Here is a 20,426-nt window from a genome sequence, read left to right on the forward strand (position 1 = left end):
TGTTAGCAGCAGCAGTTTTTTCCTTTTTGAATTGGCGGACATGGAACCGTTCCAAAAGAACAATACACACAACAATCTCCTTCATTCGGTTTCAAAACCGTTTTACATTTCTCGCATTCGTAGAAAAACTGACAAGCGTTTGTTGGCATCTCTTCAACCTTTTTATGTTTGCAATTTGGACAAGTAATTTCTGATTTTAATATGACTTCCATTAATTCTGTTTTTTGTTAATTACTTTATAACCTGTTGCGTTAATTGCAATTTCAACTTCAGTTTCATTGGTTTTAGTTCTGTCGAACTCAACAACTGCATTTCCATTTTCGTAGGACGCTTTTGAGCTTAGAATTCCATTAAGTTTATTTACTTCGTGATTTACATGCTCTTCACAACTCGTACAAGTCATTCCGCTAATTTGAAATTTAGTTGTTTTAATGTCCGATTTGTCAACTACGACTATTTGCTTCTCTGTATTTGAGTAAAAAAATTTTGAATAAAATGGAAAAGCCAACATCACAATTGCAAAAACAGTTACTATTCCTAAAAACGCTTTTGACTGTATAAATTTCGAGTTTTCTTCAGTATCACATTCGCAATCAATTTTCTTTTGAGGTCTTAGTTTTTGATACCAAGCAAAACCAAGAATTAAAATTGTTAACCCTATTAGATAAGGTCTAAAAGGTTCTATCCAAGAAAACATTGAAGCAATCCCGCTTGTACCTGCAATCATTGCTAAAAAAGGTGTTATACAACACAATGAAGCTGCGATTGCTGAAATTAAACTCGTCCCTATTAATTTACTTTTCATCATTATTGTACTTAATTAAAACAAAGATGAGTTAAAATACAATGCAACGGAAGTGCATTTATAATCCACTACATTTATCACAAACACCTTTTACAACCAAGTTTATGTCTTCGGAAATAAAGCCATTTGGCACTTTTATTTGTGGAATTTTATGCTCGGTAAGACAAACCGTTTCGTTGCAGTTATTACAATGAAAATGTAAGTGTAAATCGGTTTCAATATCACAGTTACAGCCTTTTTCACAAAGCGCATATTTAGTAATGCCTGTGCCATCATCTATTTGATGTACAATCGTACTTTCTTCAAATGTTTTTACTGTTCTATACAATGTAGTTCTATCTGCTTTATCAAAAGCATTTTCGATATCACTTAATGTTACTGCTACTTGTTTCTCAGCAAGAAATTTATAAATTAATAAACGCATTGCCGTAACACGTATATTTTTTGACTCTAATAATTGTTCTATGGTTTGCATAATTAATGTTCGTGTTCTGCTTCTCCTTTTTTCATTTCAGCAATTAAATAATACGCATTATTATAAGCGAATTTTGTGGCTTTATCTTGTTCTTCAGCAAATTTAACCGCTATCCAATTACCATCTTTTTCTCCTAAAAGCACTTCAACTGGCTTAAAACTCCAATCGTCATTTTCTTTTTCTACTGAAAAGACATAAAATCTATCGCCTTCTTTTATAATTGCGCTTTCTGGCAATGCATGAGTTTCTGCGTTCTCAACTTGAATTTTACCTTTAATATACATTCCTGGAATTAGATTCCCTTTTTTGTTTTCAATTTCAGCATGGACGTGTAGTGCTTTAGGATTATCTTCAAAAGTTTTGCTTACCGAATAGATTTCTGCTGTAAGATCTTCGTCTGTATTAGATTGTAAATTGAAAATCACTTTTTGACCTTTCTTTACTTTATAAACGTCTTTTTCGAACACCATTAAATCTGCATGAACGTGATGCGTGTTTACGATTTCAAAAAGTTCGGTTTGCGGTTCTACATATTGTCCTGTTTTTACTTCAACTTTTTGGACAAAGCCTTCTATTGGGCTACGTAATGATATACTTTGAGCAATGGTTCCATTTCGTACTGATGACGTGTTTATGTTTAATAGTCTCAATTGAGCTTCCAATCCATTTACCATAGCTTTAGAGGCATCATATTCTGCTTCGGCTTTTTGAAAACTTGCACCAGAGCCAACTCCTGCATCATATAATTTTTGCTGACGTTCATAGTTCTTCTTTAAAAAATTACTGTTGCTAAAAGCATTTAAATAATCGGTCTGCATTTTTATAATATTAGGATGAGATAAATATGCAACCACTTGACCTTTATTAACTTTATCGCCTTCAATAACTTTTATTGATACCACATTTGCACCAACTACAGAAGTTATTGCTGCTTCGTTTTGTGGTGGTACTTCTAATGTGCCATTGGCTTCTACATAACCGCTCATATTACGCAATGCTAGGGTGTCTGTTTTCATTTTTAAGGCATCAAACTGTTGTTGTGATAGCATCACTTCTTCTTCATCACTATGAGCTTCTTCGGCTTCTGGCTTTACATCTTCATTGTGTGCATGACCATCGCCTTCTTTATGGCTTTCTTTATTTCCACAGGCAACTACTAAAAGTGAAACTGTTAGTAATGTTAAGATTATATATCGTGTGTTTTTCATTTTCTTATTTATTAAAATATTGTAGTTGAAATGTGCTTTCTAAATAATTTATTAATGCTTCTTGAGCTTGTAATTCAGATTGAATAGCTTCTTTTATGAGTTGTGTAAACCCTGTATAATCTATCTCTCCTTCTTTATAGGCAAATAAAGCCCCCAATTTTTGTTCTTTCACAAGTGGTAACACCTCATTTTTATAGAAAAACCAAGACGTTTTCCATTTTTGATAATTCTCTTTTGATTGTACAAACTTGGATTGTACTTCTTGTTTTTTGAACTGAATGTTCGTATCAGCAATTTCCTTATCGATTTTTGCGGTTTTAACCTTTGCTTTATTTGTACCAGACAAAAAAGGAATGGAAACACCTGCTTGATAGGTATAAAACCCTGAATTACCATTTAAGTTTTGTAAACCACCTTGAAAATTTAACTTGGGTAAATTATCTGCTTTGGCAGCTTTATATGTGGCTTCTGCTTCTGTTACCTGTAATTGTGCTATACCATATAAGGGATGTTCTTCTAAGTTAAAAGTATCAACATCAATTTCACTAGTGATTTCAAAATCATTGGGAACGGTATAGAATGTATCAGAAACCAACCATAGGTTTAACTGTTGTAATGCAATACTATATTCACTTTTTGATTGCATAAATTTATTTTGAATCTGTAAAGCTTGATTTTTAGCTGCTGAATATTCTAACCTTGAAATCGCTTCTACTTCATAATTTAATGCTACTGCTTTTTCAAAATTGGTATAAATTGAATCTAACTCTCTGTATAAATTATAATTCCTTTTACTCTGCAAGGCATTTGCCCAGGCTTTTTTCACTTCCAATTCTAAATCTAATTCTGAAAGTTGAAACGCTTTTTGAGCTAGTTGAATGCGTTGTTCTTGCAATCGTTTTTTTGCAGAAATACCAAACACATCAATGTTGCTTTGACCAATTCCTATAGTTGTATAAATACCATTTCCGTTATTAATTTCCTCGCCTCCAGTAAAAATTTGAGTCGTTCCAAAATCATAAGCTGTACTTTTTAACTGCTCTTGTTTGCTGATTTCTAATTGCTTTTGTTTTAAAAGTGGAAAATTTTCTTTTGATAATTTAACCGCTTCATTCATCGAAATGATTGGCAACGTATCGTTAACTTCTTGGGCGTTTCCTGTTATTGGTAACAAAAACATAAAAGCTACCATAGCAGTAACTGTAATCACTTTTTTGTCTGCTCTAAACTTGAATGATTTGTTTTCTACCCAATGATATAATATAGGTAAAACGAACAATGTTAATAGTGTAGATGTTAATAAACCACCAATTACAACCGTTGCTAAAGGCCGTTGTACTTCTGCACCAGCTGATGCCGAAATTGCCATAGGTAAAAAGCCTAAAACATCTGTAAAAGCGGTTAGCATAATTGGTCTAATTCTTCGTTTTGTTCCCTCTATAATTCTATCTTTAAGATTGGTAACACCTTCATCTTTCAACTCATTCAAACCACTAATCATTACTAATCCATTTAAAACCGCAACACCAAATAAAACGATAAAACCGACTCCTGCCGAAATACTAAATGGCATATCTCGTAACCACAACGCTACGACACCACCAATGGTTGCCATAGGAATTGCGATATAAATCATTAAGGTTTGTGGCAATGATTTTAAAGCAAAATAAATAAGTACAAAAATGAGCAATAACGCAATTGGTACAACTGTTTGCAGTCTATTACTAGCACGTTCTAAATTTTCAAAAGCACCACCATAACGAATAAAATAACCTGATGGCAACTCTAGTTTAGCATCTAACTTGGATTTTATTTCTGTTACCAATGATTTTACATCACGTCCCCTTACATTAATACCAACATAGGTTCTTCTGTTTGTATTATCCCTACTTATTTGCATTGGACCGGCTTTGTAGCTTATATCTGCAACTTCCCTAAGTGGAATTTGAGTACCAGACGGTAAGTTGATGTACAAATTTTGAACATCTGAAATATCCTTTCGATTTTGGGAATTTAATCTTACTACTAAATCGAATCGTTTTTCGCCTTCAAAAATAATTCCTGCTGTACCACCTGCAAAAGCCGATTGCACAATTTGATTTAAGGTGTTTATTTGCAGTCCGTATTGGGCTAATTTATTTCTATTGTAAGTAATAGTCATTTGTGGCAACCCTGTTGTGGCTTCGGCTTTCATATCTCCAATACCTTCAGTTCCTGCAATGATTTTGGATATTTCTTCTGCTTTTTGAGACAGGACATTTATATCTTCTCCATAAAGTTTTATGGCAATGTCTTCTCTAACACCTTCCAGCAATTCATTAAAACGCATTTCGATAGGTTGTGTAAATTCATAGTTAACACCAGGAACCATTTCTACCGCTTCTTTCATCTTCTCTATTAATTCATCTTTTGTAGTGGCTGTTGTCCATTCGCTTTTTGGTTTTAAAATCACAAAAACATCGGCTAAATCCATTGGCATTGGGTCTGTTGGGATTTCTGCAACACCAATTCGACTTACAATTTTTTCGACTTCTGGAAACTTTGCTTTTACAATTTGTTCAATTTTTGTGGTCGTTTCAATCGTTTCTGTAAGCGAGCTTCCAGGTTTTAAAATGGCGTGAAATGCAATATCTCCTTCATCGAGTTGTGGGATGAATTCGCCTCCCATTCGACTAAACATAAAAACTGTTAGTCCGAATAGCACGACTGCAATGCCTATAATCCATTTTCCTTTTTGTATCGCTTTAACTAATAAAGGTTGGTATTTTTCTTCTACCCAATGCACAAATTTATCGCCATAAGATTTTTTGTCTGACTTTGGTGCTCTTAAAACCAAGGCAGACATCATTGGCACATACGTCAAACAAAGTACCATTGCACCAATCATTGCAAAAATGAAAGTCAATGCCATCGGTTTGAACATTTTTCCTTCAATCCCTTCTAATGCCAAAATAGGCAGAAAGACAATTAGAATAATTAGCTGACCAAAAAAGGCTGCATTCATCATTTTTTTTGAAGCATTAGAAGCCACTTTATCTCTTTCTTTTGCAGTAAGTTTCTTCTTTTTTAGCACTTGTGATGCAATAAGAAAAACGGTACTTTCTACTATAATTACTGCACCATCGACAATAATACCGAAATCTATTGCTCCTAAGCTCATTAAATTAGCCCAAACATCAAACACATTCATAAGGATAAATGCAAACAACAACGATAACGGAATAGTGGATGCCACTATTAAACCACCTCTCCAATTTCCTAATAAAAAGATGAGTACAAATATTACTATTAATGCACCTTCAATAAGGTTTGTTGCTACAGTTGATGTAGTTTCTGCTATTAACTTACTTCGGTCTAATAAAGGTTCAATAATCACACCTTCTGGTAATGACTTTTCTATTAGAGCCATGCGTTCTTTTACATTCTCGATAACATCGTTTGAGTTTGCGCCTTTAAGCATCATTACCAAACCACCTACAACTTCTCCTTCTCCATCTTGTGTTAATGCGCCATAACGAATAGCAGACCCAAATTGTACTTTGGCAATGTCGCCAATAGTTATAGGAATATTATTGGTGTTTTTTACTGTGATTTTTTTAATATCATCCAAACTACGCACTAAGCCTTCGCCACGAATAAAATTAGCTTGATGATTTTTTTCAATATATGCACCACCTGTATTTTGATTATTGTTTTCCAACGCTTCAAAGATATCGGTAATTGTTAATCCGATTGCTCGCAACTCATTTGGATCAACAGCGACTTCATATTGCTTAATTTTTCCGCCAATAGCATTAACTTCAACAACACCTTCTACCATTGCCATTTGACGTTGTATAATCCAATCTTGCATGGTGCGCAAATCAGTAACTGAATATTTCTCTTTGTATTCTGGTTTGACTTTAAGTGTGTATTGATATATTTCTCCTAGACCAGATGAAATAGGACCCATTGAAGGTTCTCCAAATCCCTCGGGAATTTGTTCTTTGATGTCGTTGAGTTTTTCAGCGACTAATTGACGTGGCAGATACGTTCCCATATCATCGTCAAAAACAATGGTAACAACTGATAAGCCAAAACGAGAAATTGAACGAATTTCTTGGACATTAGGTAGATTGCTCATTGCTACCTCTACTGGATAGGTTATGATTTGCTCAATATCCTCTGTTCCTAAATTTGGTGCTTGCGTAATGACTTGTACTTGGTTGTTGGTAATATCTGGTACCGCATCTATAGGTACTTGAGTCATACTCCAAATACCAGCTCCAACAATGGTAAGCGTTAGCAAACCAATAATGAATTTGTTATTGATTGAAAAATCAATGATTTTATTAATCATAGAATTATAGTTATAATGAATTTATAAATAAAGAATAGTTACCAAAGAGTATCGATGGTAGCATAGATTTATAATACACCTGCGTAGCAGGTGCTCATTACACTTGTGGTGGTTGTAAAACGGAATTCGTGAAGTCTTTTTCTGAACCGCTTAGGTATAAAACATCTTTTGTGGAAATAAAAGATAATTCTAATTTTAAATCCGGTATATCAAAATGCACAGCACTTACATGGCAGCATTGACAAATACAAAAAGGCGAACATAAATCTGAATCTTGATGTTGATGGTCTTTGTCCATTCCTTGTGAAATTTCTGTTTGAACCTCATTATCAAGCGTAACATTATCTTCGCAGGGTGCTAAATTAAGCGCGAAAATATAAATTGATAATATAAAAGCTAAAAATTTCATCGTAGCAAAGATATAAATTATTTAATGCAATGGTATTGCAAATAACGTTAGTATGATTTTTTTATAATAGAAGAGCCTTTCGAAAAAGACTCTTAAATTATTGGCTTAATGGTCGTGATTTGAATGGTCTTCCGATTTCATTTCACCTGACTGATTCATCATCATTTCGTGGTCGTATTGACAACAACCTGGTAAACCATCATAAGCTTCTACACTTCCTGCAACTTTTTCGGTATCGTAACCTGAAGCTGAAATAGCTTTGTGAATTGTCATAGCATCTGTTTTTGAATCATCAAAAGAAACATCAATCTTCTTTTTATCGACATCCCAATTGGCACTTGCAACACCTTCAACACTATTGGCTGCTTTTTCAATGGTACTTTTACACATACCACAATTTCCTCTTACTCCAAAAGATAAATCCGTCATTGCGATTTCTTTTGACACTTCTGTTGTCGTAGTATCTTCAACTTTTTTAGTTTCGTTTTTACAACTTGTTAAACCTAATGCTGCTATTGCAACTACACTTAAAATTACTTTCTTCATTGTTTAAAATTTAATTGTTATTATTTGATTTATTATTATTCTATTACTTGTTTTACTTCTCCACAGGTTAGCATTGCTTCACCAAAATATGGATTGATTACTTTTTCTTCTTTACTCAACCAGTATGCGCCATTGTTATTATCTGCCATTGGACAAAATTCCACATACACTTTTTCATTAACACCAAACAGTTGTACAGCATTTATTAAGTGTGATGATAGATGTTTGAAGTGGTCTCTTTGTCCTTTTATATCTGACGTTTTAGAAATAGCTGTTGCAGAAGATTGTATTTCTTTTACTAATGACATCCAATGTGCGTGAGCATTATTGTCTGATAATAATTTCATATCAACTTTAGCTAAATTTTCTAATAAACTTGTTGCATTAACTGAAGTAATTTTTGAATCTTCTTTAACTAAAGCATCTTTTAAATTGATATAGTCATTGAAAACAACTTTTAATTGTTCTTGGAATTTCTCTGATACTGTCAATCTTTGGTTCATATTAGTATGGTCACTTTCTTTTTTTGATGTCTTATTATCCATTCCTAAATGTCCTTCGTGACCAGTCATTACTTTGCCACCATCTTTATTCATCATTGATTTTTTGCCTTGTAATTGAGCTGCTGCATCAACCGTAAAAGTTCCGTTAGTTACGATTTCATTTCCAACAAATAATCCTTCTAAAACTTCATATTCATTACCAATTTGATTACCTAAAACAACTTCACGCATTTCAAAAACGGTTTGGTCTGGATTGGTTTTTAAATAAACCACAGAACGTTCACCTGTCCAAAGTATAGCAGATGCTGGGATTGTTAATACCTCATCATTACTTCTTGAAACTTGTTCAATATTGGCGGTTACAAACATTCCTGGTTTAAATACATCGTTTTTATTATTAAGCACCACACGTAAGGTTACTGTTCTTGTTTTGGTATTTAATATTGGTTCAATGAAATCTACTTTCCCTTTAAATTCCTTATTAGCATAAGCGTTTGTAGTCACTAAAACTTCTTGTCCCTTTTTAAATACATCTATTTGATTTTCATAGACATCAAAGTTTGCCCAAACCGTATTGAGATTTGCAATTTTAAGCAATGGTTGACCTTGTTTGATGTAGTCGCCTTGTTCTACTAATTTTTCGGTAACTGTTCCTGAAACGGTTGCATAAACTGGAAAGTTTTCTTTTACTTTTTGGGCTTCTTCAATCTGATTGATTTGACTTTCCGATAGCTTCCACAACTTCAATTTATTACGAACTGCCTTATATAATTCAGGTTGGGATTCCTTTAAAGATGATGCTGTAATTAACTCTTGCTGTGCTGCATACAATTCTGGCGAATAAATGGTTGCTAATAATTGACCTTTACGAACTTCTTCGCCTGTAAAACTAACATTCAAACGTTCTATTCTACCGGAAAAATAACTGACTTGTACTGCGTTTGCTTCTTCATTTTCAGCAATTTTACCAGATAATTTAAGGGTGTTGCCATCAACATTACCTTTGCCTACAACAGTTGTTTGAATATTGGCTAAAGCCATCGCATTTTCGGTTAATTTGAATTGGTCTGCTAACAGGCCATCACTTCCACTTTCGGCAGGAATTAAATCCATTCCACAAATAGGACAATCACCTGATTCTGGTTGCATAATTTGTGGATGCATAGAACACGTCCACATTTGATTGGTTTCTGAAACCTTGTCGTGATTATGCTCTGTTTCTTCTTTTGATGAACCACCAAATAGGAACCAACCCAAGAGCAAACCTACTGCCAATAAACCTATGTATATGACTATTTTATTATTTTTCATTTTCTAATCGTTTTATCATTGCTTTCATTTCTTCTATTTCCTTTTTCTGTGCTTTAATAATATCCTCTGCTAATTGTTTAACTTCTGGGTCTTTTATATCTGCTCTTTCGCTTGTTAGAATTGCTATGGAATGATGTGGTATCATACCCTTCATCCAAAGTACATCACCTACGGTTGATTTTTGGTCACGTACTAAACCTAAAGCACCAAGGAAAAGGATGATGCTACCTAATACAATACCCAAATTTTTCCTTTTATTCTTGTACATATTCTTCATAAAGAAAAACATAATTAAGGCCATAGCTGCAATACCTAAACAGACCATATAAAATCGTGTTAGACTAAACCATACGTGGTCAAATTCATAAGTATTTAAGTACATTGTGATATACATTGCAACAAATGATGAGCCTAACATCAAAAAGAATTTAGTGTAATTGCTCATACCTTTATTATCGTTGTTTGTGTGTTCTTGTGTGTTCATAATATTTTGATTTTAATGGTTAAACTTTAATTGTTCTTAATCGTAGTGCATTACCTATAACCGAAACAGAGCTAAAACTCATTGCTAACGCAGCTATCATTGGCGAGAGTAGTATTCCGAAGAATGGAAACAACACACCTGCTGCAATAGGTACTCCTAATGTGTTATAAATAAGTGCAAAAAATAGATTCTGCTTAATATTCTTCATTACGGAATGACTTAAATTTTTAGCCTTTACTATTCCGTGTAAATCGCCTTTTACTAACGTTATCATTGCACTTTCTATCGCCACATCTGTTCCTGTACCCATTGCAATACCTACATCACTTTTTGCTAATGCTGGTGCATCATTAATACCATCACCTGCCATAGCAACTACTTTGCCCTTTTCTTGCAGTTTCTCTACTTCTTTGAGTTTATCTTCTGGTAGCATACTGGCTTTAAAATCTGCGAGATTCAATTCTGATGATACAGCTTGTGCTGTATCGTGATTATCGCCTGTAAGCATTATAACATCAATGCCTTTATCTTGAAGTGTTTTAATTGCTTTGGCACTTGTTTCTTTTATTTTATCTCCAATAACTACATAGCCAACAACGGTTTTATCTATCGACAAATAAGAAACTGTCTTACCTTGTTTTTGGTAAGATTTAGCTTCGTATTTCATTTTAGAAGTAATATCTGCTTTGGCATATTCCATCATTTTAGGATTTCCTAATGCTATTTTTTTATCATTTATTATCGCTTCAACACCTTTTCCTGTGACAGCACTAAAGTTTTCAGATTTTATTATTTCAGCGTTATGTTCTTTTCCATATTTAACTGTCGCTTCTGCCAAAGGATGTTCACTATTGGTATTTAATGAAACGATGTATTGAAGTAGCTCATTTTTGTTTAAAGTATCACTAAAAGCTCCTATTGTTTCTACCGTTGGTTTTCCTTCTGTAATAGTTCCAGTTTTATCAACTATAAGTGTATTTACCTTATCCATTTTTTCAAGAGCTTCTGCATTTTTAATCAATACACCATTTTGAGCACCTTTGCCCACACCAACCATTACAGACATTGGTGTTGCTAAACCTAAAGCACAAGGACACGCAATAATTAGTACTGCTATTGCATTCACAAACGCATACACATAAACTGGTTCTGGACCCCAAATTGCCCAAACAATAAATGTGATAATAGAAATAAGAACTACAACTGGCACAAAATAACCTGATACCTTATCTGCTAAATTTTGAATAGGTGCGCGACTTCTACTGGCATCATTAACCATATGAATGATTTGTGAGAGTAACGTATCACTTCCTACTTTTTCCGCTTTCATCAAGAATGATTGATTCCCATTAATTGTTCCGCTACTTACTTTATCATCTTGAGATTTGTTTACAGGAATAGGTTCTCCCGTAATCATAGATTCATCAATGGTTGTTTCGCCTTCAGTTATTACACCGTCCACAGGAATTTTATCACCTGGTTTTACTTTTAGAATATCATTTAATTCTATCTTATCTATACTGACTTCAACTTCTTCACCATCTACCATTTTTATGGCTTTATTAGGTGCTAACTTTAGTAACTCTTTTACTGCCGAATTGGTTTTACTATGCGCACGAGCTTCTAACAACTGTCCTAAAAGCACCAAGGTTAGAATAACCGTTGCTGCTTCAAAATAGACGTGTACTGCACCTGATTCAGTTTTAAATTGTTCAGGAAATACATCTGGAAATAACATCCCAAACACACTAAATAACCAAGCCACACCTGCACCAATCCCAATTAGGGTAAACATATTGAGATTCCACGTTTTTATACTTCTATAAGCACGTTCAAAGAACATCCAAGTCGCATAAAATACAACTGGAATGGATAGTGCAAACTGAATCCAATTCCAATATTTCTGTTCCATTATATCGTACAATGGATTGTTATTAAGCATTTCGCTCATTGCGATTATAAAAATTGGTAAAGTGAAAACGGAAGCTATCCAAAACTTCTTTAATAATTTTTTATAGGTCTTTTCTTCTGCTGAAAGGTCAGGTTGCATTGGTACTAAATCCATACCGCAAATAGGACACGAACCTGCTTCATCTTTTACAACTTCTGGGTGCATAGGACACGTCCATTGTTCTGTTGTAGCTGTTGTTAGATTTTGTTCTTCTACCAAATCCATGCCGCAGACTGGGCAATCTCCTGCTTTATCATAAGTTTTATCGCCTTCGCAATGCATAGGACAATAAAATGTACCTGTGCCTTTTTGCTTTGGTTGTTTTTCCTTTTCTACTATGTGATGATGTTCTCCTTGTTTATGAATACTGTATCTACCTCCATCATTTTTTAAGGCTTTTTGAAAGGTTTCTATTGGAATATGAGATGCCATTTCGATTGTAGCTTCTGCCTTTTCTAAATTGACTGTTGCTTTTGAAACACCTTCCACTTTAGAAAGTGTTTCTTCTACGTGAGTACGACAACCGTTGCAAGTCATTCCGTGTATGTGATATGTGTGTTTCATAGTTTTGTTTTTATTTAAAATCTAATTGAAAGTCCTCCACCCCAACCATATCGGTTGTTATAATTTCCTTGAATTGAAAAGTTACGGGATAAGATGTACGACGCTCCAACTAACCATTGGGTTTCACTTTCATAAGATGTGTTATTTTCTAAATCATTGACCCAGCCAAAGTCAGCTCTATATTCGTATTCTCCTTCCAAGAAAATTCTTGGGAAAATCAATAATTCCCTGTCCAGTCGTATTCTTGGGCGCAATTGGTGGTCCATACTCAAGTCTACATTAAATCTATAGGGCGTAAAATATTTTATACCAACCAACCCTACGGTATTAAACTCATCGTAGGAATTTGGAATTTCGGTTTCGGTATTTACACCTACATATAGACGAACCCAATCATTGAGGTATCTATTGTAGTTAACTTCAGCTTCAAGATTTTTGTCATAATCTAACTCTGCTCTTAAACCAAATTCATTTCTTATATTACTTGTAGTTAAAAAAAGTTCATTAAAGTTTGAACCTGTTCGAGCCATTCCCCAAGAATAATAATGGTCTGTCTCGTCAATTAGGTTTTGTACTGGATAAGGCTTCATCCTTTCATCTCGTGGTGTATCATAACTAAATACTCTTGCCATACCACCCATCATATGATATAAAATGTGGCAATGAAAGAACCAGTCACCATATTCTTCATTATAAAATTCGATGACCATTTTTTGCATTGGTGGTACGTTAACCGTATGCTTTAATGGCGAACGCTCTCCATTTTCATTAATCACTCTAAAATAATGACCGTGCAAGTGCATTGGGTGATGCATCATTGTCAGATTATTTAAGGTGATTCTTGTAACCTCATCACTTTTAATTTTAATCTTGTCTGTTTCGGACAATGGTGTACCATTCATACTCCAAACATATCGTTGCATATTACCAGTTAGATTAAGTAGAATTTCATTTACTGGCGCATCTGTCTTAAAAGTGGTGTTTTCCTTTGCCTTTAAAAAATCATAATTGAAATAAGTTTTACGTGTATCATAATTAAACGAACTGGTGTCCTTTTGCATCATAGACATCTTATGATTCATTGGCATCACATCCTTTTTCATTTCATTCTTCATCTTCATCTGTCCGTCTTTTATATTCATCTTCATTCCATATTTCTGCATTAGGACTACTGGTGTGTTTCTGTTTTTATTTCCCACTAAAGCAGGTGCACCCATCTTCATATCCATTTTTGCCATTTGCTTCATCATCGCCACCTTGTCTGGCCTGTCTATTACAGTTGCTGGATATAATTTTCCGCTACCCAAGTGAATGGACGTATCACCAGAACCATCTTGTGCTGTTGCGGTTATTTCTAATGTACCTTCTGGAATGGTTACAATCACATCATAGGTTTCGGCAATAGCAAAAAGAAATCGGTTTTTATATTCTGGTGTTACATCCACACCATCACTTGCAACTATCATCGGGTTACCACCACCAAAATCCACCCAATAATAAGATGAAGCAGATGCATTGATAAAACGCAGCCTTATTTTTTCTCCAGGTTTAAACTCTGGATATTCCGCCATTTTTTTACCATTAGACAGAAAAGCAGGATAATAAATGTCTGCAATATCTGCGCCTTCCATTCTATCGCGCCAAAATTTGAATTGTGCGCCTAATGCACCTTCTTTTATAACTCTGCTTAATGGTACTGCTGTCCCTTTTTTAACCTGATACCATTCGTTTCCACGTTTAAGGCTTCGTAGTACATTCATTGGTTCTTCATTTGTCCAATCGGAAAGGACTACGACTAAATCCTTATCATAGTCCAACGTCTTTTCTTTGGGGTGAATGACTATAGAGCCATAAACTCCTTTTTGCTCTTGCAACATCGTGTGAGAATGATACCAATACGTACCCGATTGGTTGATAGGAATTCTATACTGAAATGTTGTACCAGGCTTTATTGGTGGCGTGGTTAAATAGGGCACACCATCATAAAAATTGGGAAGTATCAGTCCGTGCCAATGTACCGAGGTTTCTTCATCCATTTTGTTTGTAACATTAATTATGGCAAGGTCTCCTTCATTAAATTCCAAAACTGGTCCGGGAATAATACCGTTGATAGTCATACCTTTTGCTGTTACACCAGCAAGTGTGATTTCATTTTCTTCTATAGTGAGGTTATACTCTTTTATATTTCTTCCTTCTTCGTTTCTATCATCTCCATTAGTCCCTACTTGGGCAAATGCGATTGACGTTAGGAATAAAAGAAGTATTGTGTTTAATGTTTTCATTGTTTACTGAATTAAATAATTAATTATAGTACTCTGAACATAGTAGGTCTTCACAGATTCTATTTGGTTCATTTGAAACTTTAGTTGCAATTCCTGAATATCCAAAACATCATTAAAATCTATCGTTCCTGTTTCGTAGCTTTTGATTAAAATGTCTTCAGCATCTTTGGCTTGTTTTAAGTTCTTGGTTTGCGTTGCATAACTTATTCTTGCAGAAATACGTTCATTAATCGCTTTACTTAAAAGCGTTTCCAAAGTGTTTAAACGTTCCTGTTTTTGAGCTGTTATTTCTTGCTGTTCTAACTCATTTTGCTTGGTTTGGGATTTATATTTTTTATTAAAAATTGGGATTGACACCGAAACCATAGGCATTACAATATCTTTACCGTTATCCGAGAAATTCATATCTGGTCTTTCTGAAACATTGATATAGTCCAAGCCAAAACCAATCATAGGACTACTTTCTTTTTGGTTTAGTAATTCTGATTGTTCTATGGACTGATAGAGTTTATCATACTTCAATAGTTCAGGATGTAATGCTAAATTTTCAGAATTAATTTCAAAGTCTTCTGAAGGCATCATTAAGCTCTCTACCACAGTAACAGCAATATCATTTTCCCTATTTAAAAGCTTATTCAAATTAGTTTGTTCTGCTAAAAACTGTTGACTTAAAACATCTTTTAATTGTTGCATTTCATTTTGACGCATTTGTAATCGCAATACATCTACAGCGGATGCTTTATCAACCTCAACAGATGTTATTGCTAATGTTTCGTAAGTTTCTAATAGTTTGATGTTTTCAGTTAAAACCTCTTGCTTTGCTTTGTTGGCGTATAGATTATAATAGGATTGTGATACCGAAGCCATTAGTTTTCGCTTTGCGATAACAATGTCCTCGTATTTAGCATCTGCCAATGAACTCACATAATTTTCTCTCGATGTAATGGTTCCGAACCACGGTAACATTTGTTTAGCCGATACTTTAAAGCGTTGTGCTCCTGTTCGTGTTTCCGGCTCACTTACAAAGTAACCTACACTAAATTCGGTATTAGGAATGGTGTTGACCTCGTTTACTTTTTCGGAAGCTCTTTTGTATTGTAACTCGAATTTTTGAATTTCTGGATTGTTTGTTAAGGCTTCATCTATGAGCACTTCTAATTGTTGTGCATTTCCTTTGAGAACAAAGAATAACGAACAAAGAATAAAGACTGTTTTTATGTATGATTTTATCTGTTTCATTTTACAGTTCTTTTAAGTTGAACTTCGGATTTCCAGCTGTATAATACTGGAACTACAAATAAGGTTATTAAGGCTATAAGCATTCCACCAAAACTTGGTATTGCCATCGGAATCATAATATCGCTTCCTCGTCCTGTAGAGGTTAATACTGGTAATAATGCTAAAATGGTTGTAGCTGTAGTCATTAAACAAGGTCTGATACGTTTTTCTCCTGCTTCTACTATGGACGCTCTAATTTCCTTTTTATTCTCTGGTGTATTTCTATCAAAAGTTTGCGTTAAATACGTTGCCATTACTACACCATCATCTGTTGCAATACCAAAGAGTGCAATAAACCCAACCCAAACCGCTACACTTAAATTAATGGGATGCATCTGAAATAAGTCTCGCAAATTTTCGCCAAAGAAACTGAAGTTTAAAAACCAATCTTGACCATAGAGCCATATCATTACAAACCCACCTGCAAATGCTACTGCAATACCAGTAAACACCATTAATGAGGTTGCCACAGAACGGAATTGGAAATACAGTATTAAAAAGATAATTGCCAATGCTAATGGCACAACAACAGATAGTGTTTTTTCTGCTCGTAACTGATTTTCGTAAGTTCCTGTGAACGCATAATTGATACCTTTTGGAACTACCAATTTACCAGAAGCTATCTTTTCTTGAATCAATGCTTGTGCATTTTCAACAACGCTTACTTCTGCAAAACCATCTAATTTATCAAACAAGACATAACCTACTAAAAAGGTGTCTTCACTTTTAATGACTTGTGGACCTTGTTCGTAGCGAATAGTTGCCAATTCGCTTAATGGAACAGGACTGCCTTTTTCAACTGGCACATAAATCTGTTGTAAGTCTGTTGGGTTTGCTCGTAATTCTCTTGGGTATCGTACTCGAACACCATATCGCTCTCGACCTTCGACTGTTTGGGTTAATACCATACCGCCAACTGCGACTTTTAATACATCTTGAACATCTTGTATAGAAATGCCATAACGTGCAATTTTATCTCTATCAATATCAATTAACAAATAGGGTTTACCAACGATACGGTCTGCAAAAACAGCTTCTTTTTTAACACCTTCAGCTTCCTTGATGATGTTTTCTAATTGTACTCCAAACGCTTCAATTTGCTTTAAGTCTTGACCTTTTACTTTAATTCCCATAGGTGCTCGCATTCCTGTTTGAAGCATTACCAATCTTGTTTCAATAGGTTGTAGCTTTGGTGCTGACGTAACACCTGGTAATTTGGTAACTCTTACAATTTCATTCCAAATATCGTCTGGTGATTGGATTTCTGGTCGCCAATTACGGTAGTATTCGCCATCATCATCTTCGATTAGTTGAGAGCTTTGGATATTTAATAAAGTTGACTTGATAATCGCTTTGTTCTCAACTGCGCTTGAACTGACAGCTATATTTTCGTTATGAATTAATCGACCATCTTTTAATTCAAACAAACCATCACCATTTACTTTGTAGCGTTGCCGTTCTCCATCTGCATTCAGCAAATATTCTGATTTATACTGAATGATATTCTCGTACATTGATAGTGGTGCTGGGTCTAAAGCTGATTCTGTTCTTCCTGCTTTACCAACAACTGTTTCAATTTCTGGAATACTGGCTACTGCCATATCTAATTGTTGTAAAACTCGTTTGTTTTCTTCTACGCCAGAATGAGGCATTGAGGTTGGCATTAGTAGAAATGAGCCTTCATTTAAGGATGGCATAAACTCCTTGCCTGTGTTCTTCATAATGAAAAACCCTGCAATTACAATAGCTGTTGGCACAGATAGAAACAATAATTTATTATCTAAACACCACCTTAAAATACGTGTGTAGAATTTTATGAATAGTGAAAAAACACCTAATAAACCAAAGCATATAACACTTACAAAAATGAGATTCCAAAAGATGCTTTTATCAACGCCTAATGGTCTCCAATATTCTGCTAAAAGGAATACTATCGCAGATGCTGAAATAATGATATTGACAAGATTAGTTTGTTTGTCCGTTATCTTATTTTGAAGATTGAGAAGTGCTGTAATTCCGAAAGCTATCAAAATCAATCCTAACCAATACCCATATACTATTGCTATGATTCCTAAAGCTATTAAAACACCATTTAAACCATATTTAAAAGTGGTTTTAATACTTTTCTTTCTGAATAAAAATGCTGCAAATGGCGGAATTAAAAACAAGGCTACAATTATAGAAGCTGTTAATGCAAAGGTTTTAGTAAATGCTAACGGTCTAAATAGTTTTCCTTCTGCACCAATCATTGTAAATACAGGAATGAAACTGATGATGGTTGTCATTACTGCGGTTACAATAGCACCTGAAACTTCTGCTGTCGCATTATAAACTACTGTATTAATAGATTGTGTTCCATCATCTTCATCTAAATGCCTTATAATGTTTTCTGAAAGTATAACACCAACATCGACCATTGTTCCAATAGCAATTGCAATACCTGATAAAGCGACAATGTTTGCATCTACTCCAAAGAACTTCATAGCTATAAAAACCATTAAAACCGCAACAGGCAATAATCCAGAAATTAATACTGAAGCTCGAAGATTAAATACCATAATGATAATAACCAAAATGGTAATAAGTATTTCTAAAGTCAATGCCTCGTTAAGTGTACCTAATGTTTCTTGAATTAATACGGTTCTATCGTAAAATGGTACAATGGTTACTTGTGATGTTCTACCATCTGCTAATACTTTTGAAGGTAATCCTGCACTTAATTCGTTAATTTTCTCTTTTACATTATTGATTACTTCCATTGGGTTTGCGCCATATCGCGCCACGACAACAGCACCTACAACTTCCGCACCTTCTTTATCTAATAAACCACGTCGTGTTGCTGGACCTAATGATACTTTTCCAATGTCTTTAATTCGTATTGCTGTATAATCTTCGGAAGTAACGACTGCATTTTCTATGTCTGAAATAGACTTTACATAACCTAAACCACGTACTAAATATTCTGCATTATTGATTTCAATAGTTTGTGCACCAATGTCTTTATTACTTTCCTTAACTGCTTTTACAACGTGATGTAATCCAATATTATATTGACGCATCAATTCTGGATTAACATCTACTTGATATTCCTGAACATAACCACCAATTGAAGCTACTTCAGAAACACCACTTGCAGAGGATAGTGCATATTTAACATAGTAATCTTGAATACTTCGTAGCTCTTGTAAATCCCAACCACCAGTTACGTTTCCGTTTTCATCACGTCCTTCAAGTGTGTACCAAAATATTTGTCCTAATCCTGTTGCATCTGGTCCCAAAGCAGGATTAACACCTTCAGGTAATAAACCACTTGGTAATGAGTTTAGTTTTTCGAGAATACGACTTCTACTCCAGTAAAATTCTATGTCTTCTTCAAAAATGATATAGATACTTGAAAAGCCGAACATAGACGAACTACGAATGGTTTTTACTCCAGGAATACCTAACAAGGATGTGGTTAATGGATAAGTGATTTGGTCTTCTATATCTTGTGGCGAACGACCATCCCACTTTGTAAATACAATTTGTTGATTTTCTCCGATATCTGGGATGGCATCAACCGCTACAGGGTTGCTTGGCAAAAATCCTGTATCCCAATTAAAAGGTGCGTTTACAGTTCCCCATCCTACAAAAAGGACGAGTAACAGAACTGCTACGAGTTTATTTTCTATTAAAAATTTGATGCTTTTATTTAGCATTGGCTTTGATTATTAAACAGTTAGACATTGGCGTTAGAAAAACACCGAATACAGCAAATTATCCTTATGACATAAATTCATAGGATAAATCAGTCTATTGTTTAAAAATCAAATTAAATACGTCTCGTCAATTTTGTAGAGTTGCCTTATGACGAGTGGCGGTTTGTATTCTTCAAAAGAAGATACATTGTTATCTAAACCTTCAAAAAGGTTAATATAAGTATAAACAAATGAAGCGATGAATACTTGTTGTTCAAAAGAAATTTTGTCAACTTGTAATTGTAGTTCGTCTTGACCATCAACTACCAATTGTTCATCATTACAACAATTCTTTTTTGTAATAGAACAACCTTCAGTTGAAGGATTATCCATTTCCATTCCGCATCCTTCAGCTTTATGGAACATAGCAGTTTCTACCAAAGTATCTCCACAATAATGCATACTGAGCGTAAATGACATTGTAGAGAGTAACACTACAAAAGCCATTGCCAAAGACATTGCTTTATGGAATACTTGTTTCATATTGAGTACAAAGGTATAAAATTTTAACAACTCCTAAATTTTGTTTAACAG

14 protein-coding genes are annotated in these 20,426 nt (G+C 34.4%); all 14 read right to left on the bottom strand.

Annotated features, from left to right (window positions below; translation table 11 throughout):
- Positions 1-2 precede the first annotated feature (2 nt).
- Positions 3-212 (bottom strand): GDCCVxC domain-containing (seleno)protein, encoded by a 210-nt coding sequence (locus KCG49_RS16470; RefSeq protein WP_083253427.1) that lies wholly within the window; start codon positions 210-212, stop codon positions 3-5.
- Positions 212-805, bottom strand: coding sequence for a mercuric transport protein MerTP (gene merTP / locus KCG49_RS10370; protein WP_069832103.1), 594 nt, complete (start codon positions 803-805; stop codon positions 212-214). The genes KCG49_RS16470 and merTP overlap by 1 nt, the downstream gene beginning before the upstream one ends.
- 58 nt (positions 806-863) lie before the next feature.
- Positions 864-1,280, bottom strand: a complete 417-nt coding sequence (locus tag KCG49_RS10375) for a Fur family transcriptional regulator (RefSeq protein ID WP_069831878.1) — start codon at positions 1,278-1,280, stop codon at positions 864-866.
- A 2-nt stretch (positions 1,281-1,282) separates the two neighbouring features.
- Positions 1,283-2,488, bottom strand: coding sequence for an efflux RND transporter periplasmic adaptor subunit (locus KCG49_RS10380; protein WP_069831879.1), 1,206 nt, complete (start codon positions 2,486-2,488; stop codon positions 1,283-1,285).
- A gap of 4 nt (positions 2,489-2,492) precedes the next feature.
- Complete coding sequence (locus KCG49_RS10385) at positions 2,493-6,827, bottom strand: CusA/CzcA family heavy metal efflux RND transporter (protein WP_218546344.1); 4,335 nt, start codon at positions 6,825-6,827, stop codon at positions 2,493-2,495.
- 97 nt (positions 6,828-6,924) lie between these two features.
- Positions 6,925-7,236, bottom strand: a complete 312-nt coding sequence (locus KCG49_RS10390; RefSeq protein WP_203255967.1) for a DUF6660 family protein — start codon at positions 7,234-7,236, stop codon at positions 6,925-6,927.
- A 105-nt stretch (positions 7,237-7,341) separates the two neighbouring features.
- Entirely contained in the window at positions 7,342-7,782 is a 441-nt protein-coding gene (locus tag KCG49_RS10395; RefSeq protein WP_218546345.1) for a heavy-metal-associated domain-containing protein, read from the bottom strand.
- Positions 7,783-7,817: 35 nt separating this feature from the next.
- The gene (locus KCG49_RS10400; RefSeq protein ID WP_218546347.1) at positions 7,818-9,596 is read right to left on the bottom strand and encodes an efflux RND transporter periplasmic adaptor subunit; all 1,779 of its coding nucleotides are present in this window, start codon (positions 9,594-9,596) and stop codon (positions 7,818-7,820) included.
- Positions 9,586-10,080 (bottom strand): DUF305 domain-containing protein, encoded by a 495-nt coding sequence (locus KCG49_RS10405; RefSeq protein ID WP_218546348.1) that lies wholly within the window; start codon positions 10,078-10,080, stop codon positions 9,586-9,588. The genes KCG49_RS10400 and KCG49_RS10405 overlap by 11 nt, the downstream gene beginning before the upstream one ends.
- A gap of 19 nt (positions 10,081-10,099) precedes the next feature.
- On the bottom strand, positions 10,100-12,595 hold the full coding sequence (locus KCG49_RS10410; RefSeq protein WP_218546350.1) for a heavy metal translocating P-type ATPase: 2,496 nt from the start codon (positions 12,593-12,595) through the stop codon (positions 10,100-10,102).
- 14 nt (positions 12,596-12,609) lie between these two features.
- Positions 12,610-14,877 (bottom strand): multicopper oxidase domain-containing protein, encoded by a 2,268-nt coding sequence (locus KCG49_RS10415; protein WP_218546351.1) that lies wholly within the window; start codon positions 14,875-14,877, stop codon positions 12,610-12,612.
- A 3-nt stretch (positions 14,878-14,880) separates the two neighbouring features.
- On the bottom strand, positions 14,881-16,116 hold the full coding sequence (locus KCG49_RS10420) for a TolC family protein (protein WP_218546353.1): 1,236 nt from the start codon (positions 16,114-16,116) through the stop codon (positions 14,881-14,883).
- Positions 16,113-19,853, bottom strand: coding sequence for an efflux RND transporter permease subunit (locus KCG49_RS10425; RefSeq protein ID WP_218546354.1), 3,741 nt, complete (start codon positions 19,851-19,853; stop codon positions 16,113-16,115). Before KCG49_RS10425 ends, KCG49_RS10420 begins: the two co-directional genes overlap by 4 nt.
- A gap of 108 nt (positions 19,854-19,961) precedes the next feature.
- Complete coding sequence (locus KCG49_RS10430) at positions 19,962-20,375, bottom strand: HYC_CC_PP family protein (protein WP_203255973.1); 414 nt, start codon at positions 20,373-20,375, stop codon at positions 19,962-19,964.
- Positions 20,376-20,426 lie beyond the last annotated feature (51 nt).

Source organism: Winogradskyella luteola (genome assembly GCF_019203985.1).
Classification (GTDB): domain Bacteria; phylum Bacteroidota; class Bacteroidia; order Flavobacteriales; family Flavobacteriaceae; genus Winogradskyella; species Winogradskyella luteola.